General features: G+C 66.2%; 10 protein-coding genes. 4 read left to right on the plus strand and 6 right to left on the minus strand.

Annotation, left to right across the window (positions count from 1 at the left end; all coding sequences use genetic code 11):
- Nucleotides 1–137: 137 nt before the first annotated feature.
- Nucleotides 138–1,370 carry a lytic murein transglycosylase gene (locus LH400_RS19225; RefSeq protein ID WP_370638432.1) on the plus strand — a complete coding sequence of 411 codons (1,233 nt, stop codon included), beginning with the start codon at nt 138–140 and terminating at the stop codon, nt 1,368–1,370.
- Between the two features lie 63 nt (nt 1,371–1,433).
- Nucleotides 1,434–2,816: an SGNH/GDSL hydrolase family protein gene (locus tag LH400_RS19230; RefSeq protein ID WP_229154783.1), complete on the plus strand. Its 1,383-nt coding sequence runs from the start codon at nt 1,434–1,436 to the stop codon at nt 2,814–2,816.
- A gap of 24 nt (nt 2,817–2,840) precedes the next feature.
- Here the strand turns inward: LH400_RS19230 and LH400_RS19235 are convergent, their stop codons facing one another.
- The 4 genes from LH400_RS19235 to gltB all read right to left on the minus strand — a co-directional run bounded on the left by LH400_RS19235 (nt 2,841) and on the right by gltB (nt 9,897).
- Nucleotides 2,841–4,295, minus strand: a complete 1,455-nt coding sequence (locus tag LH400_RS19235; RefSeq protein ID WP_229154784.1) for a glutamate synthase subunit beta — start codon at nt 4,293–4,295, stop codon at nt 2,841–2,843.
- Nucleotides 4,296–4,438: 143 nt separating this feature from the next.
- Nucleotides 4,439–4,735 carry a DUF5615 family PIN-like protein gene (locus LH400_RS19240; protein WP_229154785.1) on the minus strand — a complete coding sequence of 99 codons (297 nt, stop codon included), beginning with the start codon at nt 4,733–4,735 and terminating at the stop codon, nt 4,439–4,441.
- Complete coding sequence (locus LH400_RS19245) at nt 4,680–4,925, minus strand: DUF433 domain-containing protein (RefSeq protein WP_255617933.1); 246 nt, start codon at nt 4,923–4,925, stop codon at nt 4,680–4,682. The genes LH400_RS19240 and LH400_RS19245 overlap by 56 nt, the downstream gene beginning before the upstream one ends.
- Nucleotides 4,926–5,175: 250 nt before the next feature.
- Nucleotides 5,176–9,897: a glutamate synthase large subunit gene (gene gltB / locus LH400_RS19250; RefSeq protein ID WP_229154786.1), complete on the minus strand. Its 4,722-nt coding sequence runs from the start codon at nt 9,895–9,897 to the stop codon at nt 5,176–5,178.
- 47 nt (nt 9,898–9,944) lie between these two features.
- On the opposite strand from gltB, the gene LH400_RS19255 reads away from it, so the two are divergent.
- The gene (locus tag LH400_RS19255) at nt 9,945–10,727 is read left to right on the plus strand and encodes a hypothetical protein (RefSeq protein WP_229154787.1); all 783 of its coding nucleotides are present in this window, start codon (nt 9,945–9,947) and stop codon (nt 10,725–10,727) included.
- Nucleotides 10,728–10,878: 151 nt separating this feature from the next.
- Nucleotides 10,879–11,928 (plus strand): threonine aldolase family protein, encoded by a 1,050-nt coding sequence (locus tag LH400_RS19260; protein ID WP_229154788.1) that lies wholly within the window; start codon nt 10,879–10,881, stop codon nt 11,926–11,928.
- Nucleotides 11,929–11,977: 49 nt separating this feature from the next.
- On the opposite strand, the gene LH400_RS19265 is transcribed toward LH400_RS19260, so the two are convergent.
- Nucleotides 11,978–13,480, minus strand: coding sequence for a sensor histidine kinase (locus tag LH400_RS19265; RefSeq protein ID WP_229154789.1), 1,503 nt, complete (start codon nt 13,478–13,480; stop codon nt 11,978–11,980).
- 67 nt (nt 13,481–13,547) lie between these two features.
- The gene (locus tag LH400_RS19270; protein ID WP_229154790.1) at nt 13,548–14,975 is read right to left on the minus strand and encodes a dihydrolipoyl dehydrogenase family protein; all 1,428 of its coding nucleotides are present in this window, start codon (nt 14,973–14,975) and stop codon (nt 13,548–13,550) included.
- Between the last annotated feature and the right edge of the window lies 1 nt (nt 14,976).

Below are 14,976 nucleotides of genomic sequence, written 5' to 3' on the forward strand. Positions count from 1 at the left end.
CGCGAAATAGCGAAACAACGCGGAATGGCCAGATCGGCACCTAAGCCACCGAGCGTGGTCATGCTGAAGAAAGCTTTAACGTCCTCGCCGTAATATGCCGATTTCGGCAATGCAAGACGACATCCAAGGGGGATGACATGATGCAACGGACGAGTGGATCGCGCGTGGCTCGGTTCGGCGCGGCGGTGTTCGCGGCCTGGATTAGCCTTGCCAGCGCGGCTCCGGCCTTCGCGGATGCGGGCTTCCAGCGCTGGATCCAGAATTTCGAGAGCGTCGCGGCCAAGAGCGGTGTCAGCCGCAACGTCTATCGTGCCGCCTTTTCCGGCATCACCGATCCCGATCCGGAGGTGATCGAGAAGGCCCGCTATCAGCCCGAATTCCGCGACAAGGTGTGGGACTATATCGACAATCGCGTCAACGAGGAGCAGATCGCCAAGGGCCAGGCCTATCGCTCGCAGCTCTCCGGCTGGCTCGACCGCATCGAACAGCGCTTCGGCGTCGACCGCGACGTCCTGCTCGCGATCTGGTCGATGGAAACCAATTACGGCCAGATCCTCACGCGCCAGGACGTGATGCGGAGCCTGCCGCGCTCCCTGGCGACGCTCGCCTATCTCGACAAGTCGCGGGCCCGCTTCGCGCGCCAGCAGCTGATCGCCGCCCTGAAGATCGCCCAATCCGGCGACATCAAGGTGAACGAGCTGATCAGTTCCTGGGCCGGCGCCATGGGCCATACCCAGTTCATTCCCACCAGCTACCTGGCCTATAAGGTGGACATGGACGGAGACGGTCACGCCAACATCTGGGAATCGGTCCCGGACGCGCTGGCGACCGCGGCCAACCTCCTGCACCGCAATGGCTGGGAAACCGGCAAGACCTGGGGCTACGAGGTCATCGTACCGGCCAAGTATCGCGGCAAGCTCGAGCGCGACAACCGCACGCTCGCACAGTGGGAGGCGCTCGGCTTCCGGCGGCCGAACGGCAAGCCCTTTCCCTATCCCTCGGACCGGGCGAACCTCATCCGCTTGGCCGGCGACAACGGGCCGGCCTTCCTGATGACCAAGAACTTCTTCGTCATCAAGAAATACAACAATGCCGACAAATACGCGCTCGCCGTCGGAATGCTCGGCGATCGGATCGGCGGTTACGAGGGCCTGTATGTCGACTGGCCGCGCGGATATACGCCGCTGACGATGGCCGAGCGCTACGAACTGCAGCAGCACCTTCAGCGCCAGGGCCTTTATGACGGCAAGATCGATGGTAAGATCGGGTCGGGTTCGAAGGCAGCGATTATGAGCCTGCAGGGCCAGGCAGGGATCCCGCAGGACGGGAACGCTTCCAAGGCGCTCCTCGAATTTCTGCGAAGGAAGTGACGGCAAGGCTTGGAACGCGACGTGACGACAGCACGGTCAAGGGTGAGCGGCAGCGCGGCGAAGATGGCTCGAACGGGCCTCGTCGCCGTGCTCGTCGTCTTCGCCATGCTCGTGGGAGATCTTGCCTCTCCTGACATCGCCGCGGCTCAGCAGCGGCCGCGCACCGTCCTGGAGATGCTGTTTGGCGGCGGCACCCAATCCGCCCAGCCGGATCCGCGCCGCATCCAGCGCCGCGTCATCCGGCGCGAACCCAAGCGCTCCGTCACCCGCCCCTCGCGCTCCAGCACGCGGTCCTCCAGCCGCCCGGAGCGGCGCAAGCGCGCGCCGACCGCGGCCGCCGACAGCAACGCATCGGATGCCGGCCCGGCGGCCAAGAGCGAAGACGCCAAGACCGTCCTCGTCGTCGGCGACTTCCTCGCCGCATCGCTGGCGAGCGGCCTGGAGGACGTCTACGCCGACAATGACATGGTCGACATCGAGGCCCGGACCGACGGGTCCTCCGGCCTCGTGCGGGACGATCACTACGACTGGCCCGAGAAGCTCGGCCCGATCATGGACGAGGAGAAGCCGGACGTCCTCGTCGTCATGCTCGGCTCGAACGACCGCCAGACCATCTCCGAGGGATCGCAGTCGATGACCCTGCGCTCCGACGGCTGGACGAAGGAATACGAGAAGCGGATCGCCGAGATCGCGAAGATCGCGCAGACGAAGAAGGTCCCGCTCGTCTGGGTCGGGCTGCCGTCCTTCAAGTTCGATCGGATGAGCGAGGACATGATCTTCTTCAACGATCTGTACCGGAAGGCGGCGACCGAGGTTTCGGGACAGTTCGTCGATATCTGGGATGGCTTCGTCGATGCCGAGGGCGGCTTCATCTACACCGGCCCCGGCGTGAACGGGCAGACGGTGCAGCTGCGCAATTCCGACGGCATCACCATGACGGACGCCGGTGACGAGAAGCTCGCGTTCTTCGCCCAGAAGGCGATCGACCGCGTTCTCGGCGATACCACGGCGGCGCCGGCCGGCCCCCTGGCGGCCGATCAGCCGAACCTGCAGCTGCCGCCGCTCGGCAACGCGGCCAATGCCGTCACCACCCGCCCGGTGGCGCTCGACGATCCCAAGCTCGACGGCGCGGAGGCGCTGCTCGGTGGCGGCAGCGTCCAGGGCTTTTCGCTGGAGCCCTCTCCGCGCGACAGGCTGGTCCTCAACGGCGCCGGCACCGGCAATGTGGAAGGCCGGGCCGACGATTTCGGCTGGCGGGAAAAGACCGACGCCGTCGCTCCGGGGAGCGCCGTCGCCTATCGCGGCTCGCTCGACCTCGAGGCGGTGCGAGCCAAGGAAGGCATCAAGCCGCCCAAGGAAATGCCCTCCATCGTCGATGCCATCATCGCCGACTGGACGGAGCAGAACCAAGAGGCCCAGAAAGGCGTCGACACGCCCGCCGAGTGACGGGCCGCACGACGCGCCGCCTGATCAGCGCGGCAGCGTCGTCGTACCCATCAGGTCGAGGTCGATCGCCCGCGCAGCCTGCCGGCCCTCCCGGATAGCCCAGACCACCAGGGACTGGCCTCGCCTTGCGTCTCCGGCCGCGTAGACCTTGTCGAGCGAGGTGAGATAGCCGACGTCGTCCGCCTCGATTGAGACATTGCCGCGGCGGTCGCTGCGCGTCTTCAGGGCGTCGCCGGCATCGGCGAGGAAGCCCGTCGGCGACGGCCCGGCGAAGCCGATCGCGATGAAGGCGAGATCCGCCTTGATGACGAATTCCGTGCCCGGAAGCGGCTTGCGGCTCGCGTCGACCTCGGCGCATTTGACGCCGGTCAGAACGCCGTCCTCGCCGACGAATTCGAGCGTCGCGATCTGGAATTCGCGGATCGCGCCCTCGGCCTGGCTGGACGAGGTCCGCATCTTGGTCGCCCAATAGGGCCAGACCTCGAGCTTGTTCTCGGTCTTCGGCGGCTGCGGGCGGATGTCGAGCTGGGTGACCTTCACTGCACCCTGCCGGAACGCCGTGCCGACGCAGTCGGACGCCGTATCGCCGCCGCCGACGACGACCACATGCTTGCCCCCGGCCCAGATCTCCTCCGACGGCCAGCCGACGCTCTCGACCTTCTCGCCGCCGACGCGCCGGTTCTGCTGCACGAGATAGGGCATGGCATCGTAGACGCCCGAAAGCCCCTCATGCGGGATTCCGGCGTCGCGCGGGCGCTCGGAGCCACCGCAGAACAGGACGGCATCGTATTCGGCGGCAAGATCCGCGATCGGCTTGTCGACGCCGACATTGACCCCGCAGAAGAAGGTGACGCCCTCGCCCGACATCTGCTCGACGCGCTTGTCGATCCAGTGCTTCTCCATCTTGAAGTCGGGAATACCGTAGCGAAGGAGGCCGCCTGGGCGCGACTCGCGCTCATAGACATGGACGTCGTGGCCGGCGCGGCCGAGCTGCTGGGCCGCAGCCAGGCCGGCCGGGCCGGACCCGATCACCGCGACGCGCTTGCCGGTCTTCGTGTCGGACGGCTGCGGACGGATGAAGCCGAGCTTGTAGGCCTTGTCGGCGATCGCCTGTTCGACCGTCTTGATCGCGACCGGCGTGTCCTCGAGATTGAGGGTGCAGGCCTCCTCGCACGGCGCCGGGCAGATGCGTCCGGTGAATTCCGGAAAGTTGTTGGTCGAGTGAAGATTGCGGGCGGCCGTCTCCCAGTCGCCGGAATAGACGAGATCGTTCCAGTCGGGGATCTGGTTGTGTATCGGGCAGCCCGTCGGGCCATGGCAATAGGGAATGCCGCAATCCATGCAGCGCGCCGCCTGCTTGCCGACCTCCTCGTCGGACATCGGCAGGGTGAACTCGCGGAAATGGCGAATGCGGTCGGAAGCCGGCTGATACTTGTGCGTCTGCCGATCGATCTCGAGAAAACCCGTAACCTTGCCCATGTCAGTCCTTGTGGTCCAGCCGAACAGGCAGGGCGCGTCGCCTCAGCCGCTTCGGCTCCATCGTCGTATAATTTCCACTCAGGCCGCCCGCGATCTCTACGATCTGCGAAACCACCTTCTTAGCCACTTCTTCCTTCTCGCCCTCATGCTGCGACAGCCTGATACGCAGCACGCCATAAAGCGGGAAGGTCCTGCCGAAAGACCAGCTCTCCGAAATCGCCGTCCTCGGTTACGAGGATCCGTCTCCTCGATACCGACAGCGCCAACACGTCACGATCGGCGATGCTTGGCACCAAGTCGGGGATCCATTCGCAGACGAAGCCGGCTTCGCGCAAGGCGACGACCAGCGACCGCCAGACACATTCGTCGGCGAGGAAACCGAACTCACTCAGCCGCATCAGCCGCGGCGGGGAAAGCGTCGTGAAGATGATCTGCCGCAATAGCACTCGCTGCCATCACGTCTTCCCGCGTCAGCCGCGGATGTTCATGAAGCAGATCCTCCACGCTCCATCCAGCCGCAAGCCGGCGCAGGACGTGCTCCACCGTCAGCCGCGTTCCCTTTATCGTCGGCTTCCCGAACATGACCTCAGGATCCGTGACAATCCGGTCCCGATAGCTATCCGCTGGCATAATCTTCCTCCCAATCGGCGAACGGACCGAACCACTCCAGCGCCTTCATGCCTTCCGGCACGCGGAAATGGATCGCCATCTCCCGACTCGCCCTCAATGATCGTGATGTCGTCCTCCTCAGAACGAAATCCCTGGGCGTAGAGGATCCGATCTTCGCCATTCCGCAGGATCTTCATATTCCGTTGGGCGGTGACAAGAGCCGTCGATTGCTCTCCTAAAACTCTACCACCGCACCACAGACGCGCCTCGCCTATTCCGCTGCCACCCCCATACGCATGCGCTCCATCTCCTGCAGCGCGCGCCGGTACTCGACCGGCATCACCTTGACGAATTTCGGCCGGAACGACTCCCAATTGTCCAGCATCTCCTTCGCCCGGCCGGAGCCGGTATAGTGGAGATGGTTGGAGATCAGCTGGAAGAGCCGCTCGTCGTCATGGCCGGTCATGTCGGAGGAGACGTCGACACGGCCCTTGTGCTGCAGGTCACCGCCATGGTGATGCAGCTTCTCCAGCAGGTCGTCCTCTTCCGGCACCGGCTCGAGGTCGACCATCGCCATGTTGCAGCGCTCGGCGAAATCGCCCTTCTCGTCATAGACATAGGCGACGCCGCCGGACATGCCGGCCGCGAAGTTGCGGCCGGTCTCGCCGAGGATCACCACGACGCCGCCGGTCATGTATTCGCAGCCATGGTCACCGACGCCCTCGACGACTGCGATCGCACCGGAGTTGCGGACGGCGAAGCGTTCGCCCGCGACGCCGCGGAAGTAGCACTCGCCGGAGATCGCGCCGTAGAGCACGGTATTACCGACGATGATCGACTCCTCCGGCACGACCCGCGAATTGTCGCGCGGCTTCACCACGAGCCGGCCACCCGACAGGCCCTTGCCGACATAGTCGTTGCCGTCGCCGGTGAGTTCGAAGGTGATTCCCCGGGCCAGGAACGCACCGAAGCTCTGGCCGGCCGTGCCGGTCAGCTTCACCGTGATCGTATCGTCGCGCAGGCCCTTCAGCCCGAAGCGCTTGACGAGCTCACCGGAAAGCATCGCTCCCGCCGAGCGATCGACGTTCGAGATCGGCGTTTCGATCGTCACCTTCTGGCGGGCGGTCAAGGCCGGCTCAGCCTCGGCAATAAGCCTGCGGTCGAGCACCTCCTCGATCGGATGGTGCTGGCGCTTCGTCCAGCGCAGTTCCTCTTCCGGCGCCTTAGGCTTGTAGAAGACATTGGTGAAGTCGAGGCCGCGCGCCTTCCAGTGGTCGATCATCTCGCGCTTGTCGAGGAGTTGGGACTGACCGATCAGCTCCGAGAGATGGCGAACGCCCATCGCGGCCATCAGCGTGCGCACCTCTTCCGCTACGTAGAAGAAGTAGTTGATGACATGCTCGGGCGCGCCCTTGAAGCGCTTACGCAGCACCGGATCCTGCGTCGCGACGCCGACGGGGCAGGTGTTGAGGTGGCACTTGCGCATCATGATGCAGCCGGCCGCGATCAGCGGTGCGGTCGAGAAGCCGAATTCGTCGGCGCCGAGAAGGGCCCCGACGATAACGTCGCGGCCGGTCTTCAGGCCACCGTCCACCTGCAGACACACCCTCGAGCGCAGGCCGTTCATCACCAGCGTCTGCTGGGTCTCGGCAAGCCCCATCTCCCAAGGCGAGCCGGCGTGCTTGATCGAGGTCAGCGGCGAGGCACCGGTGCCGCCGTCATAGCCGGCGACGATGATGTGGTCGGCGCGCGCCTTGGCGACACCCGCCGCAACCGTGCCGACGCCGACCTCGGAGACGAGCTTGACGGAGATGTCGGCCGCCGGGTTGACGTTCTTCAGGTCGTAGATGAGCTGCGCCAGATCCTCGATCGAGTAGATGTCATGATGCGGCGGCGGCGAGATCAGGCCGACGCCAGGGGTCGAGTGCCGGGTCTTGGCGATGGTCGCGTCGACCTTGTGGCCGGGCAGCTGACCGCCCTCGCCGGGCTTCGCCCCCTGCGCCACCTTGATCTGCAGCATGTCGGCATTGACGAGATATTCCGTCGTCACGCCGAACCGGCCGGAGGCGATCTGCTTGATCGCCGAGCGTTCGGGATTGGGCTGTCCGCCGGCCAGCGGCAGGAAGCGGTCAGGCTCCTCCCCGCCCTCGCCGGTGTTCGACTTGCCGCCGATCTGGTTCATCGCGCGGGCGAGCGTCGTATGAGCCTCGCGGCTGATCGAGCCGAAGGACATCGCGCCGGTGCAGAAGCGCTTGACGATCTCCTTGGCCGGTTCGACCTCGTCGAGAGGCACGGCGGCTCGGCCCGCCTCCTCGGCGTTCTTGATGCGGAACAGGCCCCTGATGGTGGAGGTCTCGACCGAGGCCTCGTTCACCATCTTCGCGTAGTCCTGATACTTCTCGAAGGACCCGGTGCGCACCGCATGCTGGAGCGTCGCCACGGCGTCCGGCGACCACATGTGGCTCTCGCCGCGCATGCGGTAGACATATTCGCCGCCGATATCGAGCGAACGCTGCAGGATCGGGTCGTTGGAGAAGGCGCGGTCGTGGCGCGTCGCGCTCTCGCGCGCGACCTCGTCGAGGCCGACGCCCTCGATCGTCGTCGCCGTGCCGGTGAAGTAGCGTTTCACGAACTCGGACTTCATCCCGACGATGTCGAAGATCTGCGCGCCGCAATAGGACTGGTAGGTCGAGATGCCCATCTTGGACATGACCTTCAGGATCCCCTTGCCGATCGACTTGATGTAGCGCGTCACCACCTCGGTCGGATCGACCTCCGGCGGGAAGTCGCCGCGCCGGTGCATTTCCAAAAGCGTGTCGAAGGCGAGATAGGGGTTGATCGCCTCGGCGCCGTAGCCGGCCAGGCATGCGAAGTGATGCACCTCGCGGGGCTCGCCGCTCTCGATGACGAGGCCAGCCGCGGTCCTGAGGCCCTTGCGGATCAGATGGTGGTGAACGGCGGCGCAGGCGAGCAGCGCCGGGATCGGGATGCGATCCGGGCCCACCTGCCGGTCCGACAGGATGATGATGTTGTAGCCGCCGACGACCGCCGCCTCGGCCCGCTCGCACAGCCGGTCGAGCGCGCCCGCCATGCCGGCCGCACCGCTTTCGGCGGCATAGGTCATGTCGATGGTCTTGGTGTCGAACCGGTCCTCGGTGTGGCCGATATTGCGGATCTTCTCGAGGTCGCCATTGGTCAGGATCGGCTGGCGCACCTCCAGCCGCTTGCGGCGCGAGGAGCCCTCGAGGTCGAAGATGTTCGGCCGCGGTCCGATGAAGGAGACGAGCGACATGACGAGTTCCTCGCGGATCGGATCGATCGGCGGGTTCGTCACCTGGGCGAAGTTCTGCTTGAAATAGGTGTAGAGGAGCTTGGGCTTCTCCGACATCGCCGAGATCGGCGTGTCGGTGCCCATGGAGCCGATCGCCTCCTGGCCGGTGGTCGCCATCGGCGCCATCAGCGTGCGGGTGTCCTCGATCGTGTAGCCGAAGGCCTGCTGGCGGTCGAGCAGCGTGACGTCCGAGCGCGAGGCGCGCGGTGCCACGGGCTTCAGGTCCTCCAGGATGATCTGGGTGTTCTTCAGCCAGTCGCGATAGGGGTTGGCGCCCGCCATCTCGTGCTTGATCTCCTCGTCGGAGACGATCCGGCCCTTTTCGAGGTCGATCAAGAGCATGCGGCCGGGCTGCAGGCGCCACTTGGTGACGATGCGCTCTTCCTCGATCTCCAGCGTGCCGGCTTCGGACGCCATGATGACGAGGTCGTCGTCGGTGACGACGTAGCGGGCCGGCCGCAGCCCGTTACGGTCGAGCGTCGCGCCGATCTGGCGGCCGTCGGTGAAGGCGACCGCCGCGGGCCCGTCCCAGGGCTCCATCAGTGCGGCGTGATACTCGTAGAAGGCCTGGGTGTCCTTGGCCATCTGCTTGTTGCCGGCCCACGCCTCCGGGATCAGCATCATCATCGCATGGACGAGCGGATAGCCTCCCTGGACGAGGAATTCCAAGGCATTGTCGAAGCAGGCGGTGTCCGACTGGCCCTCGTAGGAGATCGGCCAGAGCTTGGAGATGTCGTTGCCGAAGAGCTCCGAATCGACCGAGGCCTGGCGGGCCGCCATCCAGTTGACGTTGCCGCGCAGCGTGTTGATCTCGCCGTTATGGGCGACCATCCGGTACGGGTGGGCGAGCTTCCAGGACGGGAAGGTGTTGGTCGAGAACCGCTGGTGGACGAGGGCCAGCGCGGATTCGAAGCGCGGATCCTTGAGGTCGTGGTAATAGGCGCCCAGCTGGTAGGCCAGGAACATGCCCTTGTAGACGATCGTGCGCGAGGACAGCGAGACGATGTAGAAGCCGATGTCCTCGCCGCCCGTCTCCGCCTGGATCCGGTTCGAGACGACCTTGCGCAGGATGAACAGCTTGCGCTCGAAATCGTCGTCGCTCGCGATCGACGGCGCCCGACCGATGAAGATCTGGCGGTGCACAGGCTCGGTGGCGACGATCTCCGGCGCCTTCGACAGTGAGGTGTTGGTCACCGGCACGTCGCGCCAGCCGAGCACGGTCTGGCCTTCCTCGCGCGCAACGTCCTCGAAGATCGCCTCGACATGCGCGCGCTTTTCGGCATCGCGCGGCATGAACACATGGCCGACGCCGTAACGACCGGGCTCGGGAAGATCGATGCCCTGCTTGCCCATATCCTCGGCGAACAGCGTGTGCGGGATCTGCAGGAGCATGCCGGCCCCGTCGCCCATCAGCGGGTCGGCGCCGACGGCACCGCGATGGGTGAGGTTCTCCAGGATCTGCAGGCCCTTCTCCAGGATGGAGTGGGACTTCACGTTCTTCATGTGAGCGATGAAGCCGACGCCGCAGGCGTCATGCTCGTTGCGGGGATCATAGAGTCCTGCGCGTTCGCCGCGCTTGATCGTCCCGGCAGCAGCGTCGATCGGCGTCGCGGCGCTCTTGCCCGCAAGAGTTCCGGCGTTGGATGGCGTCATCTCGGTCATCGCGTCATCTCCCGTCGTGACGCCGCCCTTTTTCGCGGCCGCGCCAGTTGGCCCGGTCGGTCGCCTGCCGCTCAGCGTGGCGCGAAGCGAGACAGCACGACGTCCGGACATCGTCGTTTGCAGCCGCCTTTTGGCATGGCCGTTCCTGTCAGGATAGAACCCGTCCGCCGCTTTTCGGCGCGCCGTACCGCGCCAGCCGGATCGTCCGCCTTGTTTTATGGCAGTATTACTGTCCTATCCGCGGCAATATGGCAGAAGTCCGGCAGCTCGGCAAGACCCGCCCGGTGTCGCATCCGGGCGGCGCCCGAAGTGAGGGTCGCACCGGCAGATCGTCCGCGGAATGCGGAGCCGAAGGCCTGCCAAGTGGTAACATTCCTTCGGACGCCGGCGAACCTTCGACCATACGCCTCGTCGAGGCGGTTCAAACGGAGGTACTGACCATGCGCATGTCTCGGTTGATCGTCGCGTCCGCAATCATCGCAGCGTTCGCCGTACCCGCCTTCGCGGAAGACACGATGAAGTCCGATGCGATGCAGTCGGATACCATGAAGTCCGATGCGATGTCGTCCGACGGCATGAAGTCCGACGCAACGCCGATGGAGGGCGGCGCGATGATGACGATGATGAAGGGCGGCGAAGTCCTCGCCATCATGCCGGATAGCCATATGGGCACCAGCATGATGTCCGACGAAGACATGGCCGGCATGATGAAGATGGCCTCGCCCATGGACCACTGCATGTTGTTCATGACCGGCTCGGACGGCAAGACGATGATGGTCGACACCTCGTCCGACGCCGCCATGCAGTCCTGCGAGAAGATCGCGAAGTAGCGAGGATGCGGCGGGATCGCTGCCCTGGAGGCGGTCCCGTCCGCTGTTACCATGGACGCTTTGCGGCGAGGCATCAGCCAGCGCGAGGCGGGCGGGACGAAGCGTTGGGCCAGCTTGCCCTTTCCCGCATCGCGGTATAGGCCTCTTGCCCATGATCTTCGCGTCCGACAACTGGTCCGGGGCCCATCCGGCGATCAACGAAGCCCTTGGCAAGCATGGCGCCGGCATGGCCACCGCCTATGGCGCCAGCGATCTCGACAAGGCCGTTGAAAGGCGCTTCGACGAGATCTTCGAGCGCGAGGTCGCCGTCTTCTTCGTCGGCACCGGCACGGCTGCCAATTCGCTGGCGCTCGCTTCGGTCAACCGGCCGGGCGGCGTGGTGCTCTGCCACCGCGAGGCGCATATCGTCGAGGACGAGTGCGGCGCGCCGGAATTCTTCACCCATGGCGCACGCCTCGCACCCGTGGACGGGCCGAACGGCCTGATCGACGCGGCGAACCTCAAGCGCGAGATCGCCCGCTTCAAGCCGGACCATGTCCATGCCGGGCAGCCCATGGCGGTCTCGATCAGCCAGCCCGGGGAAGCCGGTACGCTTTACGACGCCGAGGCGATCGAGGCGATCGCCGCGATAGCCCATGGCCGTGGCCTGACGCTGCACATGGACGGCGCGCGCTTTGCCAACGGTCTCGTCGCGTCCGGCCTGACGCCGGCCGAGATGACATGGAAGCGCGGCGTCGACATCCTCTCCTTCGGCGCCACCAAGAACGGCTGCTGGTGCGCCGAGGCGATCGTCGTATTCGACCCCGCCAAGGCCTCGCAGTTCCCCTATATCCGCAAGCGCAGCGCCCAGCTCTTTTCAAAGACGCGTTTCGTCGCGGCCCAGTTCATGGCCTATTTCGAGGACGGGCTGTGGCTGGAGATGGCCGCCCATTCGAATGCCATGGCCGATCGCCTGCGGGCGGGCCTCGCCGCAAGCGGCAACGCCCGCCAGGGCTGGCCGACGCGGTCGAACGAGATCTTCGCCGTTCTGAAGCAGCCGGTCGCCGCCGCACTGAGACAGGCAGGCGCGGTGTTCTACGACTGGAATGCGCCGCACGGCATGCCCGACCTTGTGGGGGAGGACGAGACGCTCGTCCGCCTCGTCACCAGCTGGTCGACGACCCCGGAGGATGTCGACCGCTTCTGCGAACGGCTCGGCTGACGCCAGCTCCGCCGCCAGCGGGCCTCCGCTCGAACAGGCCGCGCGATGATCAGCCGGCCTCGACGGCGTGCCGCGAACCGAGCGGCGTCGGCGAACGCGTCGGCAGGGTGATCTCGAAGCGCGCGCCGGGACCGTCGCGTTCGGCGAGCCGGATGCGGCCGCCATGCGCCTCGACGATCTCGGCGGCGATCGCAAGTCCCAGCCCCGTGCCGCCCGTGCGGACCGAGCCGCGAAACGCCTTGAAGAGGTTTTCACGCGCCCGCTCGGGAAGCCCCGGCCCGGTGTCCTCGACGGCGATCACCGTTTCCCCCGGCTCCAGAGCTTCCATGCAGACTGCGATCCGCTTGATCACCGAAGCCTGGTCCGACCCCTCGCCCTGAAGAGCCTCGGCCGCATTGCGGCAGAGATTGAGGAGGACGCGGTGGAACTGGTCCGGGTCGACCGCGATCTCGGCCTCTTCGGCAACGTGGTTCACGAGAACGATCCCCGCCTCGGGCGACACCGTCAACGAGGCGAAGACATCGTCGACGAGCCGCCGCATCTGCACCTTGCGCCGCACCGGCGTGCTCTCCACCGCCCGGCCATAAGCCAGCACCGACTGGGTGTAGTGAAGCGCCCGGTCGAGGCTCTTCAGGAGAAGTGGGGTGAAGCGCTGCACGCGCGGATCGGGCACGCTCGCCAGGCGGTCGGAGATCATCTGCGCGGAGGCGAGGATGTTGCGCAGGTCGTGATTGATCTTGGAGACGGCGAGGCCGAGATCGGCGAGATGGCGCTGCTCGCGCAGCGTGTCGGCAAGCCTCCTCTGCATGCTCGCCAGTTCCGCCTCGGCCACGCCGATCTCGTCTTCGCGCTCGCTCGGCACGATGATCCGCCCGGAATCGGCCGGGTTCTCCCCGAACCGGATCATCGATGCGGTCATCGCCTGGATCGGGCGGATCAGATAACGGCTGATCGCGCCGAAGACGAGCAGGGCTGCAAACAGCGCGATCGACAGGGACAGGATCAGGATGTTGCGCGAATAGATCAGCATGGCGCGCTTCAAGGGGCGCTCCGACATCACCACCTCGGCGCCGATCGTCCCGTCGCCGACCGGACCGGTGATTCGCATGGTGCGATCGCCGCCAAACAGCAGCGTGTCGAAGGCGCCGGCGACCAGCATCAGCGGCCCGGCCTCGGCGAGGTCGACCCGGATCTGTGGAACGTCGACGGTTTCGGCCCGGGCCAGAAGCCGGGACGCGTCGCCCTCGTTGATCGCCACCAGATCGGCATTCAACGAGCTCAGAAGGCTCGCCTCCTGGTTCGGCCCGAGGACCGTGCTGCCTTCCGCGCTTAGTTGTTCGGACGCAAAGCCGGCGACGGCCGCCGTCTCGATCTTGGCCTCCAGCCAGTCGTGCCGGAACTTGGCGATCGAGGGCACGAAGATCAGCACTTCGGCCAGCATCACGGCGAGCATGGTGATGACGAGCAGGCGGGTCGACAGGCGGCGGCGGACGACCGCTCCCGGCAGTTCCTCCCCCGCCGGCCGACGATCCTCCCCTCGTGGCCTATCCACCTTTTCAAGCAAGCTGATGTCAGTCCCCGAAGGCTTTACGGCGCTCTCCTCTCCGGCCGGACTGGCGTCATCCAAACCGGCTCAAAAGCGCGACGGCACGGCGAACGAATTTGCGCCGCGTATAGGGCTGGAAGTAGGAAGTCGCGGCGCGTTTGCCAATTTCAGAGAAGGTCGGATAAGGCGAGACGAAGTCGCGGAGATCGGACAGCTTCAGCCCCTTGGCGACGGCCAGCGAGAACAGATTGGTCATCTCCCCCGCCGCGGCGCCCACAACGCCGGCGCCGATCAGCCGGCCCCGCTTTCCGATCAACAGCTTGACCATGCCCTCGGTCGTCCGTTCCGCCTGGGCGCGGTCGTTCTCGGCATAGGGCCAGCGCACGACGTCGACGGCCGTTCCCGCCGCCTTGGCCTCCGCCTCGGTCGGCCCGACCTGCCCGAGTTCGGGCTCGGTGAAGGTCACATGCGGCAATTGATCGCGGCGCTCGCGCACCGGCAGGCGGAACAGGAGCGCACGGATCACGAGCCCCGCCTGGTAATTGGCGGCATGGGTGAATTGCGGGCCACCGGTGATGTCGCCGACCGCATAGACCCGCTTGTTGCTGGTCCTCAGATTCGGCCCAACGTCGATGCCGCGCCGGTTACGGGAGATGCCGGCGGCCTCGAGCCCCAGGCCGGCAAGATTGGGGACCCGGCCGACCGCGACGAGGAGATGGCTGCCGGACAGCGTCTCGCGGGTTCCGGCCGCGTCCTCGACCACGATCTCCACGGCGCCGTCCTTCCCGGACACGTGGACCACATTGGCGCGTTCGCGGATCGCCACGCCTTCGCCGCGCAGCCGCGCGATCACCACCTCGGCGAGTTCCGGGTCGTCGCGGCCGAGCGCCCGCTCCGCCTCGACCACGGTGACGGCGCAGCCGAGCCGGCGGTGCGCCTGCGCGAGCTCGAGGCCGATCGGCCCGCCGCCGATGACGAGGAGATGATCCGGCGCCTCACGCAGGTCGAAGATCGTCTCGTTGGTCAGATGCGGCGTCTCGGCGAGCCCCTCGATCGGCGGGACGAAGGGCGAGGATCCCGCGGCCACCACGAAGCGGCGCGCCCTGACCAGTCGCTCGCCGGCGGCGACGGTCCGCTCGTCGACGAAATGCGCGGCCGCCTTGATCACCGTCACGCCGAGACCCTCGAAGCGCTCGACCGAATCATTCGGCGCGATCGCGGCGATCACGCCCTGGACGTGATCCTTCACCGCCGGAAAGTCGACGTCGGGCTGTCCCGCGCGGATTCCGAACCGCTCCGCCTCGCGGATCGCCGCAGCGTGCTTGCCGGCCGCAATCAGCGCCTTCGACGGCACGCAGCCATAGTTCAGGCAGTCGCCGCCCATCCGGCCCCGCTCGATCAGCACCACGTCGACGCCGAAGGCCGCCGCCGCGGCCGCCGTCGTCAGTCCGCCCGAACCGGCGCCGATCACGCAGATGTCCGGCGTCAATATCTTCGGCATT

Origin of the sequence: Jiella soli (assembly GCF_020615385.1) — a bacterium.
Lineage (GTDB): Bacteria > Pseudomonadota > Alphaproteobacteria > Rhizobiales > Rhizobiaceae > VKMB-3413.

Coding starts and splice junctions, on each gene's coding strand:
- gltB (WP_229154786.1), bottom strand. CDS start 9,897: ATGACCGAGATGACGCCATCCAACGCCGGAACTCTTGCGGGCAAGAGC.
- LH400_RS19245 (WP_255617933.1), bottom strand. CDS start 4,925: ATGCCAGCGGATAGCTATCGGGACCGGATTGTCACGGATCCTGAGGTC.
- LH400_RS19225 (WP_370638432.1), top strand. CDS start 138: ATGATGCAACGGACGAGTGGATCGCGCGTGGCTCGGTTCGGCGCGGCG.
- LH400_RS19230 (WP_229154783.1), top strand. CDS start 1,434: ATGGCTCGAACGGGCCTCGTCGCCGTGCTCGTCGTCTTCGCCATGCTC.
- LH400_RS19260 (WP_229154788.1), top strand. CDS start 10,879: ATGATCTTCGCGTCCGACAACTGGTCCGGGGCCCATCCGGCGATCAAC.
- LH400_RS19270 (WP_229154790.1), bottom strand. CDS start 14,975: ATGCCGAAGATATTGACGCCGGACATCTGCGTGATCGGCGCCGGTTCG.
- LH400_RS19235 (WP_229154784.1), bottom strand. CDS start 4,295: ATGGGCAAGGTTACGGGTTTTCTCGAGATCGATCGGCAGACGCACAAG.